28 protein-coding genes are annotated in these 26,815 nt (G+C 60.9%); 11 read left to right on the forward strand and 17 right to left on the reverse strand.

The window, feature by feature from the left end; all coding sequences use genetic code 11:
* Nucleotides 1–31: 31 nt before the first annotated feature.
* The 3 genes from M1L53_RS34935 to M1L53_RS30415 all read right to left on the reverse strand — a co-directional run bounded on the left by M1L53_RS34935 (nt 32) and on the right by M1L53_RS30415 (nt 1,295).
* Nucleotides 32–370 carry a hypothetical protein gene (locus M1L53_RS34935; RefSeq protein WP_230691590.1) on the reverse strand — a complete coding sequence of 113 codons (339 nt, stop codon included), beginning with the start codon at nt 368–370 and terminating at the stop codon, nt 32–34.
* A gap of 78 nt (nt 371–448) precedes the next feature.
* Nucleotides 449–814 (reverse strand): pyridoxamine 5'-phosphate oxidase family protein, encoded by a 366-nt coding sequence (locus M1L53_RS30410; RefSeq protein WP_232319051.1) that lies wholly within the window; start codon nt 812–814, stop codon nt 449–451.
* Nucleotides 815–926: 112 nt separating this feature from the next.
* Complete coding sequence (locus tag M1L53_RS30415) at nt 927–1,295, reverse strand: hypothetical protein (protein ID WP_020906454.1); 369 nt, start codon at nt 1,293–1,295, stop codon at nt 927–929.
* A gap of 704 nt (nt 1,296–1,999) precedes the next feature.
* Between M1L53_RS30415 and M1L53_RS30420 the strand changes: the two genes are divergently transcribed.
* Nucleotides 2,000–2,470: a hypothetical protein gene (locus M1L53_RS30420; RefSeq protein ID WP_003945723.1), complete on the forward strand. Its 471-nt coding sequence runs from the start codon at nt 2,000–2,002 to the stop codon at nt 2,468–2,470.
* A 7-nt stretch (nt 2,471–2,477) separates the two neighbouring features.
* Here M1L53_RS30420 and M1L53_RS30425 read toward each other — a convergent pair whose 3' ends face one another.
* The 3 genes from M1L53_RS30425 to M1L53_RS30435 form a co-directional block, all read right to left on the reverse strand.
* The gene (locus tag M1L53_RS30425) at nt 2,478–3,401 is read right to left on the reverse strand and encodes a DUF2797 domain-containing protein (protein ID WP_054187969.1); all 924 of its coding nucleotides are present in this window, start codon (nt 3,399–3,401) and stop codon (nt 2,478–2,480) included.
* 65 nt (nt 3,402–3,466) lie between these two features.
* On the reverse strand, nt 3,467–4,123 hold the full coding sequence (locus M1L53_RS30430) for a DUF305 domain-containing protein (RefSeq protein WP_054187968.1): 657 nt from the start codon (nt 4,121–4,123) through the stop codon (nt 3,467–3,469).
* Nucleotides 4,120–5,685 (reverse strand): LVIVD repeat-containing protein, encoded by a 1,566-nt coding sequence (locus tag M1L53_RS30435; RefSeq protein WP_003945495.1) that lies wholly within the window; start codon nt 5,683–5,685, stop codon nt 4,120–4,122. Before M1L53_RS30435 ends, M1L53_RS30430 begins: the two co-directional genes overlap by 4 nt.
* Before the next feature lie 178 nt (nt 5,686–5,863).
* On the opposite strand from M1L53_RS30435, the gene M1L53_RS30440 reads away from it, so the two are divergent.
* Nucleotides 5,864–6,451 carry a TetR/AcrR family transcriptional regulator gene (locus tag M1L53_RS30440; protein ID WP_223304676.1) on the forward strand — a complete coding sequence of 196 codons (588 nt, stop codon included), beginning with the start codon at nt 5,864–5,866 and terminating at the stop codon, nt 6,449–6,451.
* Nucleotides 6,452–6,496: 45 nt separating this feature from the next.
* Complete coding sequence (locus M1L53_RS30445; RefSeq protein ID WP_054187967.1) at nt 6,497–7,633, forward strand: GIY-YIG nuclease family protein; 1,137 nt, start codon at nt 6,497–6,499, stop codon at nt 7,631–7,633.
* 80 nt (nt 7,634–7,713) lie between these two features.
* Here M1L53_RS30445 and M1L53_RS30450 read toward each other — a convergent pair whose 3' ends face one another.
* The 4 genes from M1L53_RS30450 to M1L53_RS30465 form a co-directional block, all read right to left on the reverse strand.
* The gene (locus M1L53_RS30450; protein WP_054187966.1) at nt 7,714–8,931 is read right to left on the reverse strand and encodes a Dyp-type peroxidase; all 1,218 of its coding nucleotides are present in this window, start codon (nt 8,929–8,931) and stop codon (nt 7,714–7,716) included.
* On the reverse strand, nt 8,924–9,424 hold the full coding sequence (locus M1L53_RS30455) for a copper chaperone PCu(A)C (RefSeq protein ID WP_003945769.1): 501 nt from the start codon (nt 9,422–9,424) through the stop codon (nt 8,924–8,926). Before M1L53_RS30455 ends, M1L53_RS30450 begins: the two co-directional genes overlap by 8 nt.
* 25 nt (nt 9,425–9,449) lie before the next feature.
* The gene (locus tag M1L53_RS30460) at nt 9,450–10,880 is read right to left on the reverse strand and encodes a PepSY domain-containing protein (protein ID WP_054187965.1); all 1,431 of its coding nucleotides are present in this window, start codon (nt 10,878–10,880) and stop codon (nt 9,450–9,452) included.
* Between the two features lie 107 nt (nt 10,881–10,987).
* Nucleotides 10,988–11,518, reverse strand: coding sequence for a hypothetical protein (locus tag M1L53_RS30465; RefSeq protein WP_054187964.1), 531 nt, complete (start codon nt 11,516–11,518; stop codon nt 10,988–10,990).
* A gap of 220 nt (nt 11,519–11,738) precedes the next feature.
* Here M1L53_RS30465 and M1L53_RS30470 point away from each other — a divergent pair, with 220 nt between their 5' ends.
* Together M1L53_RS30470 and M1L53_RS30475 are read left to right on the forward strand one after the other, a co-directional pair.
* On the forward strand, nt 11,739–12,446 hold the full coding sequence (locus tag M1L53_RS30470; protein WP_054187963.1) for a carboxypeptidase-like regulatory domain-containing protein: 708 nt from the start codon (nt 11,739–11,741) through the stop codon (nt 12,444–12,446).
* A 309-nt stretch (nt 12,447–12,755) separates the two neighbouring features.
* The gene (locus tag M1L53_RS30475) at nt 12,756–13,922 is read left to right on the forward strand and encodes a MinD/ParA family protein (RefSeq protein ID WP_003945525.1); all 1,167 of its coding nucleotides are present in this window, start codon (nt 12,756–12,758) and stop codon (nt 13,920–13,922) included.
* 40 nt (nt 13,923–13,962) lie between these two features.
* On the opposite strand, the gene M1L53_RS30480 is transcribed toward M1L53_RS30475, so the two are convergent.
* From M1L53_RS30480 to M1L53_RS30490, 3 genes are all read right to left on the reverse strand, one after another.
* Nucleotides 13,963–14,997 carry a hypothetical protein gene (locus tag M1L53_RS30480; RefSeq protein ID WP_007734628.1) on the reverse strand — a complete coding sequence of 345 codons (1,035 nt, stop codon included), beginning with the start codon at nt 14,995–14,997 and terminating at the stop codon, nt 13,963–13,965.
* Between the two features lie 201 nt (nt 14,998–15,198).
* Nucleotides 15,199–16,281 (reverse strand): M48 family metallopeptidase, encoded by a 1,083-nt coding sequence (locus M1L53_RS30485; RefSeq protein ID WP_003945574.1) that lies wholly within the window; start codon nt 16,279–16,281, stop codon nt 15,199–15,201.
* 77 nt (nt 16,282–16,358) lie between these two features.
* Nucleotides 16,359–16,562 (reverse strand): hypothetical protein, encoded by a 204-nt coding sequence (locus tag M1L53_RS30490; RefSeq protein ID WP_003945456.1) that lies wholly within the window; start codon nt 16,560–16,562, stop codon nt 16,359–16,361.
* Nucleotides 16,563–16,707: 145 nt separating this feature from the next.
* Here M1L53_RS30490 and M1L53_RS30495 point away from each other — a divergent pair, with 145 nt between their 5' ends.
* Nucleotides 16,708–16,863: a DUF6131 family protein gene (locus M1L53_RS30495; protein ID WP_003945912.1), complete on the forward strand. Its 156-nt coding sequence runs from the start codon at nt 16,708–16,710 to the stop codon at nt 16,861–16,863.
* Here the strand turns inward: M1L53_RS30495 and M1L53_RS30500 are convergent.
* From M1L53_RS30500 to M1L53_RS30510, 3 genes are all read right to left on the reverse strand, one after another.
* Nucleotides 16,857–18,035: a glutamate--cysteine ligase gene (locus M1L53_RS30500; RefSeq protein ID WP_054187961.1), complete on the reverse strand. Its 1,179-nt coding sequence runs from the start codon at nt 18,033–18,035 to the stop codon at nt 16,857–16,859. The two genes, M1L53_RS30495 and M1L53_RS30500, sit on opposite strands and share 7 nt — an antisense overlap.
* 1,166 nt (nt 18,036–19,201) lie before the next feature.
* On the reverse strand, nt 19,202–20,608 hold the full coding sequence (locus tag M1L53_RS30505) for a serine hydrolase (protein WP_054187960.1): 1,407 nt from the start codon (nt 20,606–20,608) through the stop codon (nt 19,202–19,204).
* A 184-nt stretch (nt 20,609–20,792) separates the two neighbouring features.
* Nucleotides 20,793–21,680 (reverse strand): class I SAM-dependent methyltransferase, encoded by an 888-nt coding sequence (locus tag M1L53_RS30510; protein WP_047269285.1) that lies wholly within the window; start codon nt 21,678–21,680, stop codon nt 20,793–20,795.
* Nucleotides 21,681–22,064: 384 nt separating this feature from the next.
* Here M1L53_RS30510 and M1L53_RS30515 point away from each other — a divergent pair, with 384 nt between their 5' ends.
* Nucleotides 22,065–22,619 carry an RNA polymerase subunit sigma gene (locus M1L53_RS30515; RefSeq protein ID WP_054187959.1) on the forward strand — a complete coding sequence of 185 codons (555 nt, stop codon included), beginning with the start codon at nt 22,065–22,067 and terminating at the stop codon, nt 22,617–22,619.
* A gap of 31 nt (nt 22,620–22,650) precedes the next feature.
* On the opposite strand, the gene M1L53_RS30520 is transcribed toward M1L53_RS30515, so the two are convergent.
* Nucleotides 22,651–23,460, reverse strand: a complete 810-nt coding sequence (locus M1L53_RS30520) for a fumarylacetoacetate hydrolase family protein (RefSeq protein WP_372452343.1) — start codon at nt 23,458–23,460, stop codon at nt 22,651–22,653.
* A gap of 141 nt (nt 23,461–23,601) precedes the next feature.
* Here M1L53_RS30520 and M1L53_RS30525 point away from each other — a divergent pair, with 141 nt between their 5' ends.
* From M1L53_RS30525 to M1L53_RS30540, 4 genes are all read left to right on the forward strand, one after another.
* Nucleotides 23,602–24,321 (forward strand): FadR/GntR family transcriptional regulator, encoded by a 720-nt coding sequence (locus tag M1L53_RS30525; RefSeq protein ID WP_083471204.1) that lies wholly within the window; start codon nt 23,602–23,604, stop codon nt 24,319–24,321.
* 251 nt (nt 24,322–24,572) lie between these two features.
* A complete protein-coding gene (locus M1L53_RS30530) occupies nt 24,573–25,580 on the forward strand; it encodes a DUF3500 domain-containing protein (RefSeq protein WP_261949425.1) in 1,008 nt (335 codons plus the stop codon).
* Entirely contained in the window at nt 25,577–25,984 is a 408-nt protein-coding gene (locus M1L53_RS30535; protein ID WP_042452483.1) for a nuclear transport factor 2 family protein, read from the forward strand. Before M1L53_RS30530 ends, M1L53_RS30535 begins: the two co-directional genes overlap by 4 nt.
* A 2-nt stretch (nt 25,985–25,986) precedes the next feature.
* Entirely contained in the window at nt 25,987–26,724 is a 738-nt protein-coding gene (locus M1L53_RS30540; protein ID WP_042452480.1) for an IclR family transcriptional regulator, read from the forward strand.
* Nucleotides 26,725–26,815: the final 91 nt, after the last annotated feature.

Genomic DNA, 26,815 nt, shown 5'->3' on the forward strand with positions numbered 1-26,815 from the left:
TGGGGGCCTACCAGCAAGGTTTTGAGATATGTCAAAACTGCGTGCAGATAATGCGTGTATCGCAGCCGTTGTGGCCGAATTCGACGGTGACGTCGTCGGTCCAGGCGGTACCGAACAGCGCGCGGTCGTATCCGGTCTTGGGTGCGCGTCCCTTGACGGGGATCTGTGCCAGCAGTTCAATTGCGGCGGACGAAGGAGCCGAGGCTTCGGTCACGACCGTCGTGGTGACACCGGATCCGATTCCCGAACCGAGAGAAGATGTTTCGGGCGCGTCGGCGTTGGAATTGGCGCAACCTCCCAGCACGATCACGGCAGCAATGCCGATGGTGACGCCGGTGATGCCGCGCCTGTGATGTGCCGTGCGTGCCATGTGTGAGAGTCCATTTCTGCGAGAGATGAACTACAAGTATGTCATTCACGACAATTCGGGCCTAACCGGCACTGTCTGTCAGTCCGGTCGAAGGAACCATCGAGTCACCGGGACCGAGACGAGGACCCGCGGACCTTCACGAGTTTCGTCTGCGGCATCCCAGCCGTCGTACTTCTCGCCGAAAAGTCTCAGGAGGTCGACGAATTCGCCGACGTCGTGATGAATTGTCGCGAGGCCCTGTGCGACCCACGGGTCGCCAGCGGATCCGTCGACTGCCAACGAGACCCGAGGATCGTCCAGCAGGTTCCGAACCTTACGATTCTGCTCAGCGCTCGGTATCCAGAATGTGTTCTGATGCAGTAAGAACCAGACCGGAGTCGTGTGCGGCGAGCCGTCGCTTCGGAGGGTGGTCAACCACACGCAAGGAGCATCCGCGATAGTCACGGTCCCAGTATCGGCGCCGGCGCGAGGTTCACCAATCGAGTGTTCGGAACGAACAATGCCCGGCCCTCGCCGTTGGCGAGGACCGGGCATTGCCGGGAAGGAAGTGGAAGCGTCAGATCTCGATCTTGGGGGTCTGTTCGCCCAGCTTGTGGCGGGCCAGCGCCAGGTTCGCACGCGCACGGTCCAAAACGAGGTACACGAACAGCGTCGACAGTCCGGGCGTCTCGAGGACGCGAATGAGGTGGTACTGGTTGCTCAGGGTGATCAGGATGTCTTCCAGGGTGTCGGTAATCCCCAAGTTACTCATCGTGCGGAGCTTTGCTCGCACAACCTCGGAGTTGCCGGCGCCGGCGTACTCGAGGCTGAATGACGGGTTGCCGCTCATGCCGAGAACCATTCCGCTGTCGGCGTCGACGACGGCTGCACCGCTGGCACCGTCGATGCGCATCAATTCGCCGAGGATCTTGTCGATGTTGCTCATTGCTTCTCCTTGGTAGGGCCGAGTCGCGCGGGGCGACTCCAGGTGATGCTTCGGTGGTGAAGTCATCGGTACATTTCGAGGTGGAATCGTTGGTTGCGGCGTCGGGAGTGGGTCGGGCGGCAACTTTTCAGTTTGGGAGATTTGTGGGCTCGTTCCGTTCGGTGCAGATGGGCGGCCATTCGACGACTCGAATTCGTCGATGCGGTCTGCGGGTAGCCAGCCGTCTCCGGCGGGTGCGTTGAGTGGCCGTCTTGTATCCGTCTCGTAGTCCGGGGCCGGCGGCTGGAGTTGCGGATACACCGGTGCGGTCAGCGGTCGCTTGTACGGAATCGGCTGACCACCCGCGTCGGCGACGTTCGCGAACCAGGCGGCGTACCCGGGGTCGCTGCGATCGAGGTTTTGCCCGCGATCGTCGTCTTCCTCGCGGGAACCTCGTCGACGAAAAAGTCCCACTCGTTCCAGCCCCTTATAGACGAACTATTTCCGATCGGAGCGTTCCGGATGAACGCGGCAGACCGGACAATCCCACCCGTAGTTATTTTGCAGTTAAGTCACCGTAGCATGGGTTCGCGAACGGGGCATACAGTCCAATCCCGCAGTCGGGAGGGCGAGGCGCTCGGATTCGGCCGGATGCTCGGGCAATTGGCGCTGACGGGCGATGCCGGTCCGTTCGGACGCCAGTGGCCCTCTGGCATCCTTGAGGGATGAAGAAAACGATCACCGGGTTCATCGGTGCCTGCTCGCTGGTGGCGCTGGTTGCCTGCGGTTCTGACGGAGACAAGCCGACCGAGGTCGGAACACTCACTTCCTCTGCTTCGGCGACCACCACGGCGACGTCGACGACGTCATCCGAGGCTCCGGCGACGTCGTCGGAAATACCTACCGAGACCCCTTCGGTCGACTCGAGTGCTCCGGCTGAGGTCCCGTCCGACCCGAATGTGAGTTCGGCGCTGCCACGGACCTACGCGCAGGCGTGCTCCGACGTTCTCCGGTACCTCGACGCATACCAGCCGGCCATCGACGAGTCCGGAGAGGAAATGGGCATGACGCGTGAATCATTGGCAAACGACATGCTGACCTCCATCCAGGCTTATCCCGAATGGTCGAGCCTGTCTGCCGACGAGCAGGCCGAGGTCACTCGCGGATTCGCCGCAGCGACCGCGGGAAGTTGCTGACCTACTTTCAGAACAACGATTCCTGAATCGCCACGCCAGGGGACTCGAACTCGCCGACGGTGATGGTTCGACCGACCAGTCCGGACACGTCCGCGACAAAGCGTGGCGATTCAGAGTCGGGGTCGATCCGCAGCGAGGCGATCGAACCGGCAAGGCCCTCCAAATACAAGGAATGTTCGCCGGACTCGAAAGTGTGCGGGTACGCGATCAACGGTGCCGCATCGAAGACCATGTCAGCGCACGCCGGCGCCGTCCATTCTTCGGGAGCCTCCAGGATCTCGATTCCGTCGATGTCCGATCCGATGTCATTCAGCTCGTCTTTGATCGACGATACGAAGTGGTGCAACGACTTTCGTAGTTTCTCTCGATCCAAGGGCCCTGTCAACGCTTCGATTTTCCGAGACGTACGTATTGCCTGGCTCAAGTGGAAGTGCTCCGAAACTCGGGCTTCGAGGGCGCGAATGCTGTAACCGTCCGTCGACCGCGCTACGAACAATGCGCAGACTGCCCCTTGTTCGGCGACTCGCGGATGCTTGCGGAACTCGGACGCCGTCCCCACCTTCATCTGGCCGCCGGCGAATACGTCGACGTAGAGCCATTGTGGTTGTGCGAGGTAGGTACGCACATTCGGATGAATGTGCGCGCCGCTGACGTGTGCCTGATGAACCGTGGTGAACCCCTCACGATTTCGGCATCGGTCGCATTGGCGTCCTGCGGTGACCGTCGCCCCGCGGTCGCACGGCGAGTGTCCTGGACCTTCGGCGGTGAGATCTCGCCAGCCGAGGCAGCGGCGGCCCTTCGTCTCGTCGACGGAGAATCGCAGCACCGAGTCGTGAGTGAAGAAGGTCGTAGCGGAAGTGGTGTCGTCGACGCATCGGATCCGCGGTGCTGTCGGGTTCGACCAATCGATTCCGCGAACGAGCAGGGTCATGATGAAGTGTCGATTCCTTCTGTAGTTCGCAGGTCGACACCTATGGTAGTCACTGCACATGCGGGTCAGTGCAGTGGTTGTGCCCCACGTTGTTCGAGCATCAGCGTCATCAGCCCGGATTCCTGACTCTGGGTGTTGATCATGTCGCGGGCGGACTGTTTCACCGGCCCGCTCTCGAGTAGGGCGTCGGCGGCCTGCGCCATGGCGATCCCGCCACGGTGGTGGCGTTCCATCAGTTGAAGGAAATGGACCTCGGCGTCGAGCCCACGAGCGCTGCTCAGTTTCTCGAGTTCTTCGGTCGTAGCCATACCCGGCATGGAGTCGGTCTCGGTGTCCAGCGTTGCCGGGTGATGACGAGAGTCGCCGGCGCCGCTCGGCGGCGCCTCCATCCACGCCATCGGCGTTCTACTGTTCGGCGGGACACCGGCCAACCTCAGCCAGCCGAGCATGACACCGATTTCCGTTCGTTGAACATCGTCGATCTGCTGGGCCAGTCTCGTCACCGCCGGGTCCACATCGGGACTCAGACGCGCGAGAATGAAGAGGGCCTGTTGATGGTGGGCCGCCATGTCGTGCACGAATCCGATTTCGGTTTCGCTCAGAACAGCTCTCTGCGTGTGGTTCTCGGGTGCGAACAGCGGACGTAGTGCTGCGCCGAGTACGAGCAGCATCAGTGCCGCGGCCACGAGTGCGACGGCTTTGACCGATCGCGGCGCCGTCATGATCCCACGGTCGTCTTCTGGTCAGCGGGTGGTGTGTAGACACCGTTTTCGAGTTGCATGGCAACAAAGCCGTTGTCGGCGCACGTCGCCCACAACGTGGTCCCTCGCCATTCGGGTGGGGAGAAACACCAATCGGTCGAGATGTCGCCGAGAGCGACCATGCCCGACCGCGAACTCAGTGCTTGGCCGGGGTCGAACTGGCCCTGCGCGATCGACTGCGCGATTGCCGGGGTGCTGAGAACGGGTACGCCGATGAGCGACGCGAGAGCGTGTGGCGAGTTGGCGAGTTCGAGATTGCCGCCGGTCCGAGCAGGTGGGTTGAAGTACGCAATTTCGTGGACGTCGAAGGGATCTCGAACATCGAAGACCCGAATCCCGCTCGAGATCCATCCACATGCCAGCGCCGTCGGGTCGACCGGGCGATCTGCCGAACAGTAGTGAGATTCGTACGCGAACAGCGATCCGCCGGCAGCAGACGCCAGCGCAGCGTCTTGATTCTCCGGCAGATTGATTTCGAGCTTCACCGAATTGACGACCGACGGTTCGTCGTCATCGGAGACGTCGATCAATTTGACTCCGCCGGAACCACCTTCGTCGACGGTGAACAGGTACGGCGAACCGTCGTAGGTGACCGGAATGCTGTGTTGGGTGGCCCAACCGTCGGTCCACGAGAGCTGGGACAGTTGGCGCACCCGAGGATTCGGGACGCGGCGCTGAACCTCACTGATGTCGAGGACATGTATTCCGCCGAGATTGTTCGACAAGTACATGCGATTTCCGTCGGGACTGATTCCGAAGCCGTGCGTCGACAACCCGATGAGGTCCTGCCAGACGACGCGTGGGTTGGCGGGATCGGTGAGATCGACGGCGCTCACCACGCCGGGAGCGGTGCCGGAAGACCAGTAGGTGTTCCCGTCCGGTGAAAATCCTCCCTCGTGATTGGTGATGGGCAGCAGCATCCCCAGATCGGTTCCTGGTCCGGGGTTGAGTAGTTTCGGGTGCGCGCAATCGGAGATGTCGTAGACCGACATCAGGCCGACGCCGGTCAAGAGCGGAACGCCCGTGCCCACCAGCAGCTTTCGCGCGGTGTTGACCTTGAGGCTCTCCCACGTTCCGGCCAGCATCGCGGGTTCGGTCAGCGTGGCGGTGAGAGCGGGATTGGCAGGATCCGATACGTCGAGAACTTGGACGCCCTGTGCGGGGCCCAGGAGGTTCCCGGGGAAGAAACTGCCGACGTACGAGCAGTGTTCGAAGTTGGTGGACGTGATCCCGCCGCCGCGACCCGAGTAGCCGCCGATCTGAGACATGTTGCAGCTGTAGCCGTCTCGGCTGCGTCCGCTGTTTCGGTCCTCGGCCGGAACATCACCCTGCAACCCGGTCTCGGGCATCGATCCCGGGCCGCATTCGGCGCGGCTTGCGGCGGTGGAAGCGACACCCGGATTCTCGTGGATCGAGCCCGGGGCAGTGGCGGGCTCAGCCGACGCGACGCACACGGGAAGGACGGTGATCAAGGCGACGAGTGCGATGGCAGATCTGGTTCTGATGGTCGTGAACGATTTCATCGAGTCCAACTCCCGGTGCGGGATTGCCTTTCGTATCTCACGGGCAGACGTATCTCACGGACAGGCAGCACGGAGGGCAGGCGCGTGTTCGAGCGCTCTCGACGATCGGGTCGGGGTGTGAACCGGTGTCGGGCCGCAACCAACCGGACAATGCTGTCCGGTTGGTATCGTAGTGTGCGTGACATCGTCTGGCCGCGTCAATAGCGGATCTCTCAACAGAGGGCCGAGAGATGCGGCGCGCAATCGTGCGGCACTCGTCTCAGCAGCTCGTGAGGTGTTCGCCACTCAGGGTTTTGCTGCTCCGCTCAGCCTGATCGCCCGCACGGCCGGCGTCGGTCAGGGCAGCCTCTACCGGCACTTTCCCACTCGCGAGAGCCTCGCACTCGCGGTGTTCGACGAGAACATCGTCGAGCTGCAAGATATGGCTGCCGATCCGGATTCGACTCTCGACGATCTTTTTCGATTGTTGGTAGACCAGATCACCACCTCCATCGTGTTCGTGGAGGTCATCAAGCCCGTCTCCTTCGGCGACTCACGACTGAATTCGGCAGGCACCCGCCTGACCGATCTCCTCGAAGGACGCCTCGAGGAGGCGCGTCGAGCTGGGAAGATACGCGAGTCCGTGACTGCTGAGGACGTGATTCTGGCGATCGCGATGTTCGCCGCGATCATGGAACGGACTGCCGAGAGCTCGCGAAAAGAAGTCGCGCACTCGGCCTGGAACCTACTTGTGCAGGGACTGGCCGGGCCGGCAGCGGCGGGCTGAGTCGCGTTCGCCTCGCGCCTCGAGGTGATCGCCTAGGCTCGTGGCATGGCTATTGTCTGGACAGTTCCTCGCGCTATCGGCTCCACTTTGCTCGTTGCTCCGTTGATCAAGGAGTTCCTTGTCGAGGGTGACGGCACCCTCGATGCAAAACTGACTGCGGTCGGTACGGTCTCTGCCTCTCTCGAGAAGCAAGTCGGCCGCACGTTCACCTCGATCAGCGCTGCTTCGGCGGCAATCTTTTCCGGTGCTGCCGGTTCCACCAGCGTGCCAGACGCACTACGTCTGGCCGTGATGCGCACTCTGTCCACCGAGGTCGTCGTCAGGAAGCCCGCTCCGCAGCCGTTCTCCGAGAAGGTCGGGAAGAGGCTGGGGCAGTATGTCTTTGCTTTGTGTGACCCGCGTAACGACCAGGTGTTCCATGTCGGGCACGGCACGGGAAATCAAGTATTCGCGCCGGTATTCGAAGCGCTCGGTGAACTCGCGAACCTCGAAGGAGCGGACGCTCCGGCCGAGTCGAATGCTGCTGTGACGGCAGCCAAGATCGCTCGGATCCGCGAGATCTACGACGCAGGTTCGGCGGTGGAGCACTTCGTACTCCTCCGCTCGGTCTCTGCCGCCACGGATTCGGCCGCCACTACCGACGAGGTCGTCCGCGGCATCGTGGAAGCCTTGCGGATCACCGACGCGGGAGAGGGTCTGACCAATCTCGCAGGCGATACCTCGGACAAGGACGCCCGAGCGACCCGCGTCGAGGAACTCGCATTGCGCTACTCGGCTGATCCCGCGCCGGAACTCCCGACGCCGAGCATCGTCCTCCACGTACCGGCCTCCGCCCGTCCGGGAGCAACGCCGGAAGAGATCTACGAACTCGCGCGCGCCGAGTGGTCTGCCGGTGCGGCCGTTCGTGCCGAGATCGGAATCCCCGTTCTGGTGTTTGCCGACAGCATCATTCGTGGTGCCTTCCGTGCTCAGTCATGGGAGGTGTCCACCCGCAATGCCGACGGAAGCCAACTGTGGCGGTTCAACGGAACCGTCGACGACGAGCTTGCTGCCAAGTACGTCGGAACCGAGGTCACCCCACACAACGTCGGACTGAAGAAGTGGCCCGTCAGTGGTTGGGTCACGAGGTTGACTACCGCCCGTCCAGGTGCGGTCATGCCGGGACCTCGTAAGTCCAAGTAACGCAACAACTTCAGGTAGAAGGCATTGTGGGGGCGGGATCCGTTCGGATCCGGCCCCCACAATATCGTTGCCCGGGGTTGTCAGCCGAGCAATCCGCTTCCCAGATAGTCGTTCTCGGTGCATCCCGGCGGAATGAGATACACCGCAGAACCGATCGGCGTCGTCCACTCGTTGAGTGCGTCGAAGTCACTCAATCGCTGTTGGACCGGTAGATATTGCTCGGCGATGTCCCGTTGGAATGCTGCGAAGATCAATCCCGAATTCGAGGTCTGCCCGCTCTCGGGTGCGTCGTCGTAGTTGTATGCCCGACGGAAGAACTGCTCCTTCTCATGCGTCTGGTGGGCTCGCGCGATGTGTGATCCTGGCGGGATCACCGGAATCCCGAACTTGTCCGTGAGTGTGAAATCCGCTTCGTCGAATTCGTTGGTTCCGTTGAGCGGAGCGCCATTGGACAACGTGCGCCCCATCGTGAGTTCGCGCCCCGAACGGTCGAGTTCGTCCCAGGTATCCATTTCCATGCGAATGCGTCGCAGTACCAACGAGGTTCCGCCCGCCAGCCACGACTGACCCGCGCCGTCGTGCCAGATCAGTGAATCGAAATCCACTGTTCCCGGAGCAGGATTGACGGTCCCGTCCACTTGGCCCATGAGATTGCGCATCGTGGTTCCCTCAGGCGTGGTGCCGCGAGCGTTGCGGAATCCCTTTTGCGTCCACCGGATGGTTGTCAGTGATCGGACGTTCTTGGTCAGAACTCGCACAGCATGAGCAATGGTCACCGGATCGTCGCCACAAATCTGCAGCAACAGGTCCGATCCGCCCCATCGATCGTCAAGTCGGTCGATCGCGTAGCTCGGCAATGGCTCGAACCAGTCCGGTTGACGTGCTTGCAATCCCAGCTTGGTGAACAGGCCAGGGCCGTAGCCGACGGTCACTGTCAAGCGTGCCGGATCCACAGCCAGTTCCCGTTCGGTGTCCGCCAACGCCGGGTTTCCCGCGGTGAGCCGTGACGCATCCTCGGACCACATCTTCATGATTCCGACGACGACTGCTCGATCGGTTCCAGGCAAGAGGTCGAACCCGATGAAGGTGCCGTGCGCTTGCGGCGTGGTGTTGATGCCGGCTTGGTGGACTCCGTAGAACGGTTCCACCAGCTTGCCTGCTTGCTGCTCGTGTTCGCTGCGCTCGACCACTGTGGTTGCGCCCCAGGTTATTCCCGCCACGCCGAGCGCGGCGGCGCCTCCTCCGAGAAGGCGCCGCCGACTGACTGCTCGGCTGGGCGGGTTCGTGTTCTCAGCCACCGTGATTCGGGTCGTAGTTCTCCTGATTACCGGAGAAGTCGCGAATCTGGGCTGTGAACGTGGTGCTGGAACCGTCGTCGTAGATCAAGGTGAGGTCGGTTTCTGCGCCCGGGAGCAGCGGCGCGGACAGGTCCATGAACATGAGGTGGTCACCGCCCGGGGTGAGGGAGGCGGATCCGTTGGCAGGGACCAGGAAACCGCCGTCCTTGGGACGCATCGTCATCGTTCCGCCGTCGCCGGTCACGACTTCGTGCAGTTCGAGTCGAGACGACGCGGGGCTGGTGGCCGAGACCACGCGTACGTCCTTGTCACTGGAGTTGACGAGTTCGGCGAACGCCGCGCTCATTCCTTCCGGCGCGGCCTTGACCCATTGATCCTGAACTGTGATGGATTGTGCAGCTTCGGTTTCCTTGTCGGAGTTGGAAGAACAGCCGGTCAGGGCGAGAGCTGCGGACAGTGCAACAGCTGCGAATATCTTTGTGCGAACAGTCATGTGTGTCTCCGTAATTCGTGAAGTGTCAGGTGGTGGCACGGCGTTTGAACGCCGCAATGCACAGGTCGATCAGCAGGAATGCGAGAAGGCTGATGCCGAGTAGCGGTACGAACCAGCCGACCAACGCCGTGATCGCGACGAGAGCAACGAGGCCGACCGGGGAGAGGTTGCGGATTCCGCCGCGGGCAGGAACCCGGCCGACTGCCCAGTCGGAGCCACGAGTGGGGCGTCGGCGCCACCACATGATGTAGCCCCGAATGGCCACGCTGACCAGTGCGAGTGCCAGTGCGGCGAGTGCGATCTGGTTGGCAAGACCGAACAGCAGGCCCATGTGGAGTTGGATTCCCCAGGCCGAAAGTTTGGCTGCGAGTGGCCAATCCGAGAACCACAACTCGTCGGTGACCTTTTGCGTCGCTCCGTCGATTGCGATGGTGTTGTTGCTGTACACCCAGGGCTGACGTGTCTGGGCGACGGTGAACGCCGTCTCGGCGTTCGCGGGTATCGATACTTCGACAGGACCGGTGATCCCGTTGTACCTGGCGATACCGAGGACGGTGTCGACGCGTCCGACGTTGGTGTCCGTCAGCGTGCCGGTGGCGGCAGGGGCCATGTCGTGACCCTCGTGCCCGCCTGTCGCCGGAGGGGGAGCGTCGCCGAGAGTTTTCACAACTGAGGGCGTCGTCCAACTCAACGCGGTTCTCAGATTGCTGACGTTCTCTCCGGCGTAGGTCGACCACGTGAGGCCGGTCGCCGAGAGGAAGACCAATGCAACTGCTATCCAGATGCCGACGACACCGTGCCAGTTCAGGGTCCGGCTTCGTCCGGTGGATGCTCGGTCGATCGTGAGCAGTCGAGCGTTCCGGGCGGTGCGGTATCGACGGAACCAGAGGTAGACACCGCCGAGTGCGACCACCCACATCCACGACGCGGCCAATTCGCTGTAGAGGCGGCCGGGTTCGCCCAGATGAAGGTGGCGATGCAGTTGGGAGATCCAGGTTCGCAGTGGCAGCGAACCACTGCTTCCGTAGACCGCCAACTCGCCGACCGGCTGTGCGAGCACCGGATCGACGAAGACGGCGAGCCTCTCCGATTCGCCCAGTGACGGATCGGTGAACAGGACTCGGGTGGTTTCGCCGGCAGCAGGGGACGGACGTACTGCCGAGACCGTCAAGTCGGGGCGGTACTGCTGAGCGGAACGGATCTGGTCGTTCAGTGACGCGATCTGTCCGGTGGTGTCGGTCTGGAGGTAGTCGCTGTAAACGAACTTCTCGATGGTGGGTGCCATCGCGTAGAGGCCACCGCTCAAAGCGGCGATGAGGATGAACGGTCCGATCAGGACGCCGGCGTAGAAGTGCAGACGCAGGATCAGTGGTCTGGCGCCGCCAACCTGCTTCTTCGGGGGAGAACTGTCGTTGGACGCGCGCGTCTGTGCGCGCTCCAATTCGGGTGCGGACATGCGTGTACTCGATCCCGCTGTGCCCTTTATTAACCGCGGGCGGTTAATAAAGGCGCACAGCAAAGTGGCGCACGTAATCACGTGCGTGAAAGGAAAAGGGAGGTGAGTTACACGAATGCCGGTGGGCCGCGAGTGCCCAGGCCAGAGGTGAGAAGTTGACGCAGAACAACTTTGGCGCGGTATCGAGTACGTGCAGCGAACGGCGACGGTTCAGCTGCCCACGGGCGCAATAGAACGGCGACGATTGTCGCTACCGTCGATGCGGCCACGACGTATCCGCGTTCTGCGCCGCGGATCAGCACTGCGCACACTCCGACGGCAGCGATGTGTGCCGCGAGCATCGGAAGGGACAGGAGCAGGCCGTGTTGATGATCCGAAGCGATGGTCAACGTCGCGTGACCGATGGCCTGACCCGCAGCGAGCATGAGGGCGAGCAAGAGCGCGGGGGAGCGACGGGTGTCGATGGACGTGACCACCGCGCCGACGCTCGCGCAGGCGAGGATCAGCAACACGACAGCGCTTTCGGACGGGGCCATGCCGCCGCCACCGAGCGCGTGGGCTGCGACGGAAACCGCGCCGGAGGTGCCGCCCACGAAAGCACCGCGCAGCTGCGCGACATCTTTCGGTCCCGGCGTCATACGCGCAAGGATACAGGCGCCTACTACCGGGCTTAGTAGGTGATCGGTCGGGATCGTTTCGGTGGCCGACCGACGAACGCATTAGGCGGGGGATTTGTCCGATTCGCCAAACTTTGCCGAGGACCGGGTGAAACAAACGTGACGGTCATTTTCCGGTGCCAGACTTGGCTCTGGTCGCCGGCAACGGGTCGACGGCAGGGCAAACACATAGGAGAGTTTCATGAGGCGTCGATTCTTTGCGATATTCGCCCTGGTGGGTGCGTTCGGTCTCTTCCTGTCTTCGGTGGCCTCGGCGGACCCGGTCACACGCTCCGTGTCGGGCACCCTTGTCAACTCGTGTAGCGATACTGGCGATCCGGTCGGGATATGGATGGTCGTATGGGATGGCTCGACGCAGATATCCTCGGCCACTGTCGGGGTGGGTGGCGCATACACGATCACGAACGTTCCTCCGGGCAATTACACGGTCAGTCCATACTCGCCGGCTGGATGCGGATCCGTACCCGACAGGACGGCGGTAGATCTGACGACGTCCGACGCGACCGGGATCGACTTCGAGTTGGTGAAGGTGTTCAGCATCGTCGGAACTGTCACCGGGTGTCCGGGTGCTGACGGGGTCGGGGCGACTGACGTGACGTTGAATCTCCTCGATGCCGGCACGCAAATCGCGACGACAACGACGGATGATTCCGGTGACTACTTCTTTCAGTACAAGCCGGCCAAGGACGGCTATTCCGTAGAAGTGGTTCCCGGCAGCGGATGCGGTGCCGATCCAGCAGTAATTCCGGTGAATCTGAGCACGAATGACGTCACCGGTGTCGACTTCGCGCTCACTGCCGACGGCTGCGATACGGGCAGTTCGTTCGGAAGTGTGGATCTGTCGACGATTTTCGGAAGTCTCGGTAGTTCGGAATTCTGCAGCAGCTGAACACTTGTCCATGAAGGGAGGGTGATCGCCGAGGCGATCGCCCTCCCTTTTCTCGTTTGTTACCAAGGGATTTGCCCTGACATTGCGGAAGGCTGTTTCTACCGGCAGATGAAGATATCTGTGCCGCATATCGTTACGACGTTCGTATTTGCTGAGATCGGCACAAGCTTGGGGACCAAAGTCATCGAAGTGCGGGTGTAACGGTCTGTTGTGCCACGACGGTATTGAGCAGAGAACGGCAAGCCCGCCAGAGTGATAGCGTCCGAGAGGCTATGTCCGAAATGATTCCGAACTCGACCTAGGAAAACGGTGCGCAGCGATAACAACGGTTCGAATAACGGAGTCCTGGGGAACAACTCCGGAACGACTCAGGGCGACGGCCATTTCGACGCGTCCGACGACGGCTATGCAACGTCGATTCGAACCGTCACCTTCACACCACAATTCGACGAGCCTGCAGCAAAGCCGTTGCCCAGTCAGCGGATGCGCCAGCAACGTCGTGAAGAGCCGACCGATTTCCGGACCTCGACGCCCAGGCCTATGACCTCCGTCGACGACCTGGACATCATCAAGCGGGCGAAGCGTCCACCCGAACGCGGTTTGGGCAGTGTGTTGTTCAAACTCACCGGGGGCCGGATCAACACCGGGCAGTCGGCTGCCGAACTCGAACACCAGGCTCTCGTGCGCCGTGCCAACCGAACGGTGCGCGGCGTGTACAAGATTGCTTTCATCTCACTCAAGGGTGGAGTGGGGAAAACCACGGCGGCCAAAACTGTCGGTTCGACGTTCGCATCGATCCGTGGGGATCGAATCGTAGCCATCGACGCCAATCCCGACCTGGGGACCCTGGCTGATCGCGAACGACGTGAACATCACCTGACCGTTCGTGATCTGTTGGCCGACGGTGACATTCGTACGTACAGCGATGTTCGCTACTACACCTCGCAAGGCGACAGCCGACTCGAAATCCTTGCGAGTGAGGCAGATCCGGAAACTTCGGAGTCGTTCAACGAGCAGGACTACCTCGATACTCTCCGAATTCTCGAGGTGCATTACAACATCGTCATCACCGACTGTGGCACCGGAATCATGCACTCGGCCATGTACGGAATTCTCGACGAAGCAGATGCTTTGGTTGTCGTCAGCCCGACAGCTCAGGATGGTGCCCGTAGTGCTGCAGCAACGCTCAGTTGGCTGACCAAGCACGGATACGCAGATCTGGTGAGCAGGTCGGTCGTGGCGATCAATTCGACGCGGCCGGGTTCGTCTTCGCTCGACCTCGATCAACTCGAGGACGTTTTCGCTCAGCGTGGAGTGCGAGCGGTCAAGACGTTGCCCTACGACGATCACCTGGGCGAAGGCGGTCCGATCGACTTGAAGTTGTTGAACAAGCGCACGGCACGGGCATATCTGGAACTCGTCGCAGCAATTGCCGATGGTTTCCCGGACTCGGTGGGCAAGCACGCTTCTCGATAGAACGTGCTCGCCACCGAATCTGATCAGCAGGCTCTGGCGTTCAAGGGTGCCGAAGTATCGCGCCGTATCCGTCGGCGAGAACGAGGCGTTCGTCGATCTGTACCAACTCGGTGCCGGTCCCGATTGCGATGTAGGGGAGTACGCGATCGGCGGGCCCGATCAACTCTCCACTGGTGACTTCCTTGTCGTCGGGATCGGTGAGCAGCAGCGTCTCGACCTTGCCCTGTTCGAGGGCGTCGAGGACGCGTGCGGTCCCGTCGATGGAGAGGCCGGAGTCCCGGCCCTGCTCTGCGACGTAGCGTTCGGTTTCCACATCCATTCTGCGCAGTCGCTGCGTGTCGATCAGTTCACGAATCGACTTGGACACCTCGGCGGGTGTCGAACCGACTGAACGCGAACCCTTTTCGACGTCCACCACCCGTAGCGTCGACGGCAAAAGCTGTGCAAAAGCTTTGCGGGATTGTACTTCTCCGATGACAACCACCAGCGCGACCTTGTGTTCACGGGCGAGTGCCGCCGCGCGCTCCACAGCCTGAGTCAGGTTCTTCCGGATATTCTCCTCCACGAGGCTTTGGCTGTCGGTGTATCGCTCCTGACCGCCCACGTGTGCCTTGTGGACCGGGAAGCCGTCTCCGTCTACCGTTTCGCCGTACACGTCACGCCCGCGAGCATCGCGCACGCACAGATCCGCGCCAGTGTGGTCGACCTTGGCGATGAGGAACGGTTCGGTGTCGTATCCGTGTGCGATCAGTGGAATCAGGTAGGGCAGTTCGCCCAAGGTCGCGATAGTGGAGCCGGCAGGTTCGAGCAGAATATCGTCGATCAGCACTGCCTCGGAAGTGGCGACGATCGCGCGTCCGGCGCGACCTGAGATGCCGTGATGGTTGTCCTTCACCTCGTCCAGTCGTGCGATCAGCGATTCCGATGCTCCCTGTTTCGTGAGTTGATTGCGCATCGAGCGCCATTCGAGTTCGAAGCGCTCGCGCGCATCTTCCCGGTTACGGACGTCTTCGAAGTACACGGAGGCAAACGGGCCGTCACTCGAACCGACCTTCTTCAGTCGCCCAGCATGCATGTCGGCTCCCTTCTGTAGTGGTCCTATGCCGCGTACCCGACAACCGGTGATTCGACACGACCGCTTTCAGTTCGCACGTTTGTTCGACTGCTGGTACTGTCTGTGAACGTGAGGGTGGTGCAGAGGGAAGCCTGCATCACCTTCACGCCAAGAGCCCGGGACCTGCCGCCGACTGCCTTCGGCGGCAGGTCCCGATTCTGCTTACTCGGCGTCGTCAGTGCCCTTCGACCTGTCGGAACTCTTGCGCCAGTGGGTGAATCGTTCCTTGATGTCCGACGCTACATCGCCGACGCCATTCCCCACGGCGCCCACCGCACCGCCCAATCCGCTACCGATGTCGCGCACCATGCGGATCAAAGGGTCCTCCGACTCGTCGAAGTTCTGCTTGTAGGTCTTGGCTGCATTCTTGAACTCGTCGCTGATCTTCGCTCCGTCGTCATCGCCGCGACGGGGGTAGTTTCCGCGCAGAATCGCGGCGTAGTCTCCGCTGTCCACCCACTTCTTGAGCTCGGCGGCGCGAAGCACCGAGAACGGGTGAGAGAGCAGTTCGATGTTGAGGAGCTTGAGTACACCGTCGCGGAGGTCGCCGCTGGCGTCGTACTCGGCGGCCTGGGCAAGAAACGCGTCGATGTCGATTTCACTGACTCGGGATCCGCCCGCCAATTTCATCTGGACGCGAATCGCGGTGTGTACGTCCTGCCCGCACAACAGTCCGGCACGATCACCGGACAGTTCTGACTTGCGCTGCCATTCCATGAGGGCGGCGATGATCGCGCGCAATGCCCATCCGCCGACGGGCAGCCATCCGATGGTTCCGGCCAGTCGCATCAAATGCATCAGGATGGTCCGATACACAGCATGACCGGACAGCGCGTGGCCAAGTTCGTGGCCGATGATGAACCGCTGTTCCTCGTAGTTCATCACGTCCAATAGGCCGGTAGTGACCACCATGAACGGCTTGTCCATGCCGATGGTGAAGGCGTTGACCATCGGGGTCTGGAGTACGAACAGCTCGGGTGTCTCGTCGGCCTGCAGGATCTCGACGCAGTCACGGCGCAGGTCGTTCAGGTCGCTGAACTGGCGTTCGTCGACTCGCACCGACGTGGCGAGGTACATGAGGCGGTGCTGACGTTCTTGGAGCAGTCCGGACAGCGTCCGCAGAACAGTGTCGAACCCCCGAAGCGTCCGGAGCGTCACCAATGCAGCCCGATCGGCTGGGTGTTCCCACGCACGCGAGCTGATGTCCGGGAACTCGATTCGGGTGCGATCTGGTGCAGTGGTCATGGTGGCCCCTCACTACGATGTGTGTCGACTCACCTCCAGGGTAACGACTAGTCGGTTTAGCGTGGATTTCCGGCAGCTCACTCGGTGGGCTGGGGGAGCGTGCAATCGGTGACTTTGGGGTTGACGCCGAAGTAGTTCAGCGGACCCGCGATGACCGTGAGCGCGATGGTCCCGACGCCGGCGCAGTTGGTCGGCGAACTGCTGTAGTAGCCGCGTTGGCCGGCCGCGACGGCCCCGACTATCAGCCAGATCAGAACGATCAGAGTCACAATTCTCATCATGGCGGGCTCGATTCTTCAAATATTATGGTGCCCAGCGAAATACCCGGTCAGAGTGGGTATGAAACGCTGTGCCGACGGGTATCCACGGTGTATGCGGCTCGAGGCGGGCGTATCCGCCCGAGTGAACGCACTGAAGGAGCTTGTGATGATCATCCTCGGCGTGATCCTGCTGATAATCGGTTTCGTGGTGAACATTCCGATCCTGTGGACGATTGGTGTCGTCTTGCTGGTGATCGGAATCATCCTGTACGCGCTTGGCGCGGCCGGGCACGCCATCGGTGGTCGGCGGCATTACTACTGATCCGTTGTCGGCTCGTCGTGCGTATCCGTGCCAGTCGGCGCGGTCGGTACGGTGCGCTGAACGGCACGCGCAATCAGTTCCCGAAGGCAGACCTGGCGCAGCGTTCGCTGTTGCCAGTCGCTGCCGTTGCCTGTGACTGACTTGAGCTGCAGCGCCGACTCCACGCTCGCGTACTCGCCTCCCTCGTCTAGGGAGTCACGGACATGGATCAGGAGCCGGTGCAACAGTTCGGTGGCTGAAATTCTTTGTGAGGTAATCGGATCGATCGACGCTCCCAGGACGCCTTCCTTCGCGGATACCCAGGTTGCGAGGCGGAGGCTCTCGAGGGAAATGTTCGGAGCCTCGATGCCCCGGTCTATCGCGCGTAACGCAGTTGCCACCAGAGCCCGTCCAAGGGTTGCAAGTAGCGCTGCATCCTCTGCTGTCGGCTGAACGTCGCAGACTCGGATCTCGACGGTCGGTAGGTGGCAGGAAGGTCGGATATCCCAGTAGGCCATCCGCTTATCGAGCATCACGCCGCAATCCACCATCTTCGCAACCGCGGTGTCGAAGTCCCCGGTGGTCTCGAAGTACGGCGGCGGCCCGGCGACTGGCCACCTGGACCATTGGATCGCCCGCCAACTCGCGAAGTCGGTGTCGACTCCTTGGTGGACACGGGAATTGGCGCTCAGTGCCAACAAGGCGGGCAACCAGATGCGCACGTGATTGCAGACCTGCACGGCCTGTACTTGATCAGCGACGCCCACATGTATGTGGCAACCGCAGATGCTTTGTTCGGCAGCGAGGGCGCCGAAGCGTTCGCCCATCCGGCGGTAACGAGGCGAGTCGCTGATCTCGAAACGCGAAGGCCCCGAAAGCGGTGCGCCGACGGCCAACAGCCTGCAGCCGTTCAACTCGGCAGCTTTTGCCGCGAGCCGACGCATGTCGGTCAAGTGGGTTCGGAGTTCGTCGATGCCATGGCACACGGGAGAGTTGGTCTCGACTTGGCAGCGGGACAACTCGAGCTGAAGATCCAATCCCAGTGTCGACGCGGTTTCCGCAACCGCAGCATTGTCGGTGGACGGCAACCAGGAGGTCGGGTCGACGAGGATGAATTCTTCTTCGACGCCGACGGTCGGGGTCGTCGATTCGTGGCGGCCAGCGGTGGATTCGGTCGAGCAGGTGGCGCCCATGCTCGCGTCTACCCGGTCGGTCGAAGGCGGAAACCGACCCGAGGAAGCCCCGTTCTCGTCGGGAGAACGGGGCCTGTGGTCGGCCTTGCCAACATCTCGGAAGCGTCAACGAGTCCTTGCACACCGTATGAATCTGGGGACTGGCGTGCCTGGGAAAACGTACTGTGTCGGACTCGGTAAAACGAGACCCCAAGGCATGTCTCACCCCCTATTTCACCCTCGTGTGGACTTGTCCGCACACCCTTCGCCGAGTCGCGGATCATGACCTGGCGGCCTGCGGTGGTGCAGTCTCGGTTTTATCCGTGGGGCCGCCGTTATCGAGCAGATTCCGAGAATTACGAACCCATCTAAACTAACGTCCAGCATTCGGATGTGACGTTCTGGCGGAGTGTGTGGGTTCGGTGAGTCAACAGATATTTGATCAGTTAATCGCGTGCACAGCATCCGGAGAAGTTGTGGAACTTTCGAACTGGTATTGCGTTTCACCAGCGCAAATCTTCAGTGGTCATGGGTAAAATTCAGAAGATGGGAGAAAGTGCCTGGGATTGTGTTGCTACCGGTTCGTTATCGCAGACGAGTGTCCACTATGTGCGTGGATGACGACTCTTGAAGGCGGGCAAAACTGCGTGTCAGCTGTGTCGGAGATTCCTCTGTCTTTGTGTTCTTGGATTGAGAGTTTCACCAGGAATATCTTTCGTGATCGACGCGCCGGGAAATTTTTCTCAAGATTTACCCACTTGCGAATTGGGGAAATAAGCGGGTTGCGGAAGACCGAAATATTGCGGGTGGGAGCTGTTATTTCCGGTGATTTGCCCATATCTTGCTGAGTGACGTATTTGCAACCGAAGTGTCGCGCGGTCGAGAAATAATGCTTTTCATGCTTTACATTGGAAATTGCAAGATGCACGTTTCATCCTCAGTGTTAAACGAAAGGACGAACGCAATGGGTAGCTTGGAAGATTTCGACATCGCGGCACTTCTTCAGAAGGTCATCGCATTCTTCGACGGATTCTCGTCGGACGAGACCGAGTCCCCCACGGGCTAAGACTTAGCGAAGCCGCTGTGCATCCGGATGACACTGGATGTGCAGCGGCTTCTCTGTATCCGGCGCCTTCATCGGCGAAGGCAATGAATCGGCGTGCGTGGTTTCGGCCCGCCACTGGGCACTAACTGGTTGCATCCGTCTGGATCAAGAGCATCGCGTCGTCGACCGGATCGAAGTACAGAGCCGGGTCGGCAACCAGTGCAGCGTCGTCACCATGAGTTTGCATGGTGACAACCCAGGCACGATCGTCGTGTTCCACGTAATAGGCACCCGCGAGAACCCCGATGGAACTGCCGCCCTTGAATCCGCCGTAAGTGAACCATTTCGCGGACTCGTCACTGAGCGCCGGATCCTCGGCGAGAATGTCTCGAACCGGTGCGCCGCTCTCGGTCTTCGCCTTCTCTTGCAACGTGACCAACGCGGCACGCAGGTCGGCGGGCGAGGCGAACCAATCGATGTCGAAAGGCCATGCGGGGGTGGTGAATGCAGACGCCGGGATGTCCACCAGGCCGTCAGGTAGTGCCGCGAGTATCGCTCGACGCTCGTCCGGAGTTCCGTCGCGCCAAGCGATACGTTGTGCGCCTTGGTCACCCCAGCCGAGTTGGAACAGTGCGCGGGTCGGCTTGAGCGGGATGTTGAGCGAAGGATTTGCCATGCCCATCGGGGCGAATTCGGCTTCTACCTGCTCGCGCCCGACAGCAGCGATCAGCATGTCGGTGGCGGTGTTGTCGCTGATCGAGATCATCTTGCCGGCGGTATCTCGGACCGTGACTTCAGTTCCCGATGGCAGGTCCTGCATGGTCCCGCCGGGCATCGATTTGAGGTCGTCGGTGATGGTGAGCTTCTGATCCCAGGAGAGTGTCCCGTTCTGGACGGCCGTCGCGACCGCGCCGAGAACGTACAGCTTGATCGTTGACCCTGTGGGCTGTGGTAAGGTGTCGCCGACACTGAAGACTTCGGCGTTCTTTCCTTCGGCGACCTCGGTGACGGTCAGATTGGTCGGCGCGGGAAGCGCTTTGACAGCTGCCTCGAGTTCCTGCCAAGACGCGGCCGGCACATGAACGTCCTTGGTCGGTGTGATCGCCATTCCGAGGATCAGCCCGTTGCCGTCGACGACGACGTTGACGTCGAACGCACCGGCGGTGGTGCTGGTGATGGAAACTGTGCCGTCGGAGTCGCCTCCCTTGTACTTCACTGTTGTCCAAGGCTGTCCGGCTCGGATGGAGTCGAAGTCCGGAGGTGTCAGGACGACGGGTGCAGTGGGCCCGAAGTGTTCGGCGATTTCTTCCTGGGTCAACGGCGTGCTCGTGTTGAACGCACTGAGAAGCCAGGTGATCTGCTTGCCGACGGAGCTGTCAGGGATCGTGACCGTAGCGGGTGCCGCGGTGGGGGAGGTCTTTGTGCTGTTTTCAGAGGTTTGTGCGGAATCAGTCCCGGAAGTACATGCGGCGAGGGCGAATACCGCTGCGGAGGCAAGTGCTACCAGCGCGAGCGGGCGGCCTTTCCTGCGTGTGTGTTCGAGTTTCATGGACTTATTTCATCAGCATCTTCTTCGGCGCGCGTCCGTCTGAGGTGTAGACATACTCAGCCTGAGGTACTGAATCGGTTCATCCTCGAGTACCGTCAACTGGGTGTAGTGGTGACACACACCTTGCAGCTGGACAAATGGGAGAAAGGCTGCACTCGAAGAACTTTCGTGATGACTGCGAGAGCTAGTTCTTGGTCGCGGCCAAAAAGGACGGTTGCGTTGACAGCGCTGCGATTTCTTCGGGGAGTTCGGGGATCCGGCGATCGTACAGTTCTGCCAACTCGACCGAGCTGAAGCGTCGGACAGTCCAATTGTGTTCAGCCAACCACTGGCCCGGATCGGATCGCTTGTCGCTGTAGAACAGTTGCGAAATGTCCAGGTCTCCGAACGGGTCCTTGGCGAAGTACTTGGATCTGATGGCCGCAAGCTTGCTCGGGTCGGTTCCGGCCGGAAAGTCGTTCACCGCCAAGCGACTACCGGTGGCCGAGAGTTCGTCGATCCGCTCGAACAGGGCGTCGTGGGCCGGGCCGGGGAGATAGGCGAGCAGGCCTTCCGCCGACCAGGCTGTGGGTTCGTTCGGGTCGAAACCAGCCTCCTCGAGTGCGGCCGGCCAGTCGTTTCGCAGATCAGTAGGCACAGTGCGTCTATCGGTCTTCGGCTGGGCGTCGTGCGCCGCGAGCACTTCGGCTTTGAACTCCAGCACCTTTGGCTGATCCACTTCGAATACCGTCGATCCTGAGCTCCAATCCAGCCGGTACGCACGCGAATCCAACCCTGCTGCAACGATTACCGCCTGCCTTACTCCGGATTCGGTTGACGACGAGAAGAATTCGTCGAAGAACCTGGTTCGCAACCCCATGAAACCGCCGAAGGGGGTGTCCTCGAGGAGTGTGGGATCTTTCAGAAGAGCTGTGAAATGCGGCTCGGCTGCAGCTTCTACGAACCACGATGCGAACTTGTCCTCGATGATCGCGTCCGGACGGGTGCTCTCCAGTGCTCGGAACGTTGCCACTGCCAGCGCGGTAAGTCCGACGCTACTGACGATGTCCCACGTATCTCCATCGCTCCGCATTGTCTGGGTGTCCTTCCGCTCTTGACGACTGAGCCGAACTCTCTCGACCCTACGCCCGTGTGACCCCTCGTCGCCTGGAACGGAACGGTCGGACTTGGAGCAGCAAATACACGCTGACCGGATCGAAAAATTCTGCAGTGCAAGGCGTTCGGTTTGAATCAGCATCCTGCCAGGAATTTGCCAGGTCAATGCCAGTGGGCGGCAAGGATGCAGGACTTCACTGGGGTGTGCCTCAGGGCTGAGAGAGAGCCTCGAGAATCCTTCGGGCAGGGGATTGATCGTGGCATGACCATCCGCCGGAACCACTTCGTGGGACCGTTCGGTTCCAGCTGATCTCTCGGACCGCACAACGAATGTCCCGTCGAGAAAGAGAGATGTGAGCCCATGTTGCAGGAAGGCTCGCTGGATGTATTGGCCGCCGCGGCGCGGAGCGGTAGCCGTGAGTCCATGGCCAGTTTGTATGCGGCGTTTCGTCCGATGGTTGTGCTGCGGTGCCGCGCCGAGCTTGATCAGGCCGTTTCCGATTCCGCCGCGGATGCCGCGTGCGTCGCCGTTCTCACGGCAGTGTGCGACGGATCGGAGACGTATCAGCCTTTTCTACGCGTGCTGTACGCGAGTACAAGCATCGCGATTGCTCGGGCGGCATCCGACGGGTTCAGCGGTGGATCGCTCCCGCCTCCGACAACGCTCCCGGTTGTCGAACGCGATGTCTTGGTGTTGCGGCTGATCGTCGGGCTCGATACAAAGGCGACCGCAACGTCGCTTGCCCGTACGACAGACGAGGTTTCACTCGACCTGCATCGGGCGCTGCAGCGACTGCGAAAGTTGTCTTCTCCGAATGCAATCAGAAAAGTATTGACGGTCACCCGTGAGGTCGGCGAAGGTTGGCGCTCTGGCGTCTGTCGAGAGCGATCTGGGGGATCGCCCATCTCGGACTGATGGCTCTCGTGACATGGTGCCTCGTTCTTGCTCAGCCTTCGAATCGAGTATTCCTGGATACCAATGTATTTCGAAGAGTACCAAGCTTTTCGACTTCGACCTCGACCTGATCGCCTGGTTGTAGTAGCCATTGGGGTGAGCGTGCGTAGCCGACTCCCGACGGTGTGCCCGTAGCGAGGAGATCGCCGGGGTGCAGTGTGAAGGTCTGAGAGATGTGAGAGAGGGTGTCGCCGACTGTATAGACCATTTCGTCGGTGCGGGCGTCCTGAACGATTTCGCCGTTGACGCGGGTTTGTATTCGCAGGCCGTCGCGCAGGTCGCCGACTTCGCTCGCAGGAACCATCGGTCCTAGTGGGCCGGATCGGTCACCGTTCTTTCCGAGTATCCACTGCGAGGTGAGTTTCTGTGCTCGCCTGCAGGTGAGATCGTTGAACGTCGAGTATCCGACGACAGCTGCAAGGGCCTGGTCGGGAGTGGCGTCGGCAAGCTTTTGCCCAACCCAGGCGACCACCTCTCCTTCCCAGTCGAGACCCTGCTCGTTGGCTGGAACGGGGACATCGGTGTCGCCGACAGTGAGGGAGTTGGGCCACCGGGCGAACAGAGTCGGATAGGCGGGTAGAGGATCTGCGCGGTAGCTCCCCTCTGCGACGTGGGCAAGATAGTTCAGTCCGATGCAGACCACCCTCGCGCCCGGCAGGACCGGTGGAACGAACTCGATGTCGGCTACCGGCAGGTGTGGCCCGGTCGGAGTCGTCGCGAGCTTGCCGGCGGGATCCGACCAGAACTCTTCGAGAGTGCACACGACACTCACGTGGGAGCCGTCCTCGGACAGTTGAGCCACCTGAACTCCACGATCGGGTTGCTGAATCCCAACGATTTTCATCAGTTGCCTTTCAGGTTCGAATTAAACCTATAAACCTTCGGAGGTTTATGGTTTCATAGGACTATGCCTCACGACACCCCAGATGGACAAGGCGTACGCATGCCCCGGATTTCTGTTGCGCCGAGTGACCCGATTTCTGTGCTGTCCAAAGCGGTGGAGAGGGGGACCCGAGCCGAGCAGTTGGCGGCGGCGATCGACAGCCGGATTCGGGAGCAGAACCTGGAGCCCGGTGCGCCAATCGGCACGCTGGAATCGCTTCGCGGCGAGACCGGATTTGCATATTCGACTGTCAGCGAAGCGGTTCGACTGCTTCGTGATCGGGGAGTGCTGGAGATCCGCCAGGGGCGAGGTGGCGGCTTATTTGTCGCAGAGAAAAGCCCGGCGGTTCGCTTGCGCCATACGTTGCTGAGTGTCAGCGAGGGGGCCTCGGTCGTCGCGGATGCCATCGAGTTGCGTGATCACCTCGAAATCTTGATCGACACTGCTGCGGCTCGGCATCGAAGCCGGGCCGACATCGCCGACTTGGGGGCACACCTGAAGCGGATGGAATCCGCCCCCGACTGGGACACCTTCCTCCGAGCGAACTGGGCCTTGCACGAGCGAATCGCGACGATCGTTCCCAATGGCCTTGCGCGATCGGTCTATATCGGCACTCTGGGCCCGCTGCACGGCACGGCCACCGAGTTCGACAACGAGCGTGACGCAGCGGGCTACCGCACCGAGAGGTTTCACATCCACGTCGAACTTGTCGACGCAATCTCCGCCGGCGATGTGGCTGCAGTACGTGCGGCCGTCGTACGGCACAACACTCCAGTCTGAAAGGACGATTCATGTCCGGTGAGTTCCGCTCACATCTGTTTCCGCACGACCATCGCCGACTATCGAGTGTTCGAGGTTTGGATCCCTACGCCTATCGCGATGTGTCAAGGCGGCCTGGGACCTTTACCGGTGATCTCGTTGAGGGATGGAAGCCGCTATATCTCAACGAATTTCGAGGAGTCACCGAAAACGGCACGATCACGGACGGGCTTTACCCTTTGACAGCCGTCACGCACGGTGAAGAGGCTCCGGTGGATGAAATGGTGGATGCTGCGAGAGATCTACTTGCGGAGTTGAGTGACGTCGATCGCTCCAGGATCAGTTATCCGATCGATGCTGTCGAGTGGCAGACGTGGGCGAACCCCGAGTTCATGCAGTTAGACACCGGAGTACGACTCGAGTTCCAATCGCAACGTGTTCGACAGTTGGCTTTGCGATTGGTCGAGGCCTCGCTGAGCCCCGAAGGTTTCCGAATCGTCCGAAACATGATGTTGATCAATGGTTTTCTCGGCGAGGTTGTCGGATTGGAGACGATACTCAACGAATTCAGTTACAACGTCGCTCTGTACGGTGAACCGAGTGTCGTCTCGCCGTGGGGATGGCAATTGTACGGTCACCACTGCGCGGTCAACTGTCTGATCATCGGCGGGCGGATGGTTGTGAGTCCGGTCTTTCTCGGCGCGGAACCCAACGAGATAGACGATGGTCCCCACGCCGGCATCGAATCATTCACTGGTCGAATCGAACTCGGTATAGAACTGATGACCGCACTCACTGACGACCAGCGGCGTGAGGCCACTGTATACGGGCTGATGAACGATCCGGCCATGCCTCCCGGGCGAGTACACCCCGGGGATGAGCGGCACCTCGCCGGAGCGTTTCAGGACAACCGAGTGATTCCCTTCGAAGGCATTCCCGTCGATCAGATGGACACGCGTGCCAGACAACTAGTGCTCGCGATCGCCGAACAGTTCGTGGCATTGTTGCCCGCGGGACCTCGGACTGCTCGTCTGCGCGAGATCGAAGAGCACCTGGACCGGACATGGTTCTGCTGGATCGGCGGGCACCGCCCTGGAGACGTCTTCTACTACCGCATCCAATCCCCGGTCTTGATAGCTGAACTGGATCACCACTGCGGTGTCTTCCTCGACTACGACACTCCTCAGCCCTTCCATATTCACACGGTGATGCGCACTCCGCATGGCAACGATTACGGACGTTCCTACGTTCGACAGTGGCAAGAGCAGACGGAATCGTGACCTGCAGTCAGCTCCAGGGAGTCGTCTCGGCCAGACACTGGATTTCGAACCTACTTCACACGTACGTCGACTTTGCGGACCGCAAAGACGTCGACGGTGCTGTGGGGCTCCTGGCTTCTGCCCGGGTTAGCTTCCCCGGGACGGGTTTCGATCATCCGGACGATGCGGAGAAGTTCTTCGCAGAATTGTGGAAATCACCTGTCGCACATCGCCATGACGTCAGCAACCTCGTGGTGCTCGCCGGGTCTGGCCCCCGAGTGTGGAAAGCTCACGCGCACTACACTCGGTGGGTGTTCGAACCCGATCCCTCGGTGCACACCCTCGGTGAATACACGATGGTTGTCGACGAACGAGACTGGAGCATCATCGAACTTGCGGTAACCAGGACCTGGACGAGGAGTTAGTCGTGGCGAACATAGGCAGGGCCACGGTGATTCTGGATTCGATCGCCGAGAGTCGCTGGCCGATGACGCTGACAGACCTCGCAACCCGCACCGGACTTCCACGTTCGACGGTGCACCGAGTTATTCAAGCTCTCGAACGTGAGTTGTACGTGGTCCGAGTTCCGGACAGATCCGGATACATCTTGGGCCCCGGCTTACTCAAGTTCGGGATGAATGCTCACCTACGGCTCCTCTCGGCCAATCGATCTCAGCTGGCGACGTTGGCTCGTACCGTCAACGAGAACGTGGAGTTGGCGATCTTCAGTGGTCGCGAGGTTGTCGTCGTCGATCAGATTGCCTCACCGGAAAGGCTCAGAGGCGTCACCAAGGTCGGCAAGAGCTTTTCGCTGCATGCGAGTTGTATCGGGAAGGCCATGCTTGCTCAGTTGCCGGAGGAGCAGGCAGTTGCGTTGTTGTCACCGGTTCTACCACGATTTACGGATAAGACGATCACCGAACGGGCGGCGCTGCTGGCGGAACTGGCGGAGGTGCGTCGCTCCCACGTCTCCGTCGACATCGAGGAGCACGACGTAGGGATCTGCGCCGTGGCTACTGCAATGATCGGACCGACTGGCGCGCTTCAAGCGATCGCCATCGTCATTCCGTCCGGGCGGTTCAAAGCGAAGAAGGAACTCGCGGTCGAAGGTCTCAAAGTGGTGAACAGTCAGGTGGATCTGGGTTTGTCGCGAGCGCAATTCTGAATGCGACTGCCTGAGAGCTTCTTCTGTGTGCTCCCGTGACTTCTGCAGATCGCGCGAATCAGTTCCCGGCTCCTACTGGGAGGTCGGGAAC

It is taken from the genome of Rhodococcus sp. T9N (assembly GCF_024436645.1).
Taxonomy (GTDB): Bacteria; Actinomycetota; Actinomycetes; order Mycobacteriales; family Mycobacteriaceae; genus Rhodococcus_F; species Rhodococcus_F qingshengii.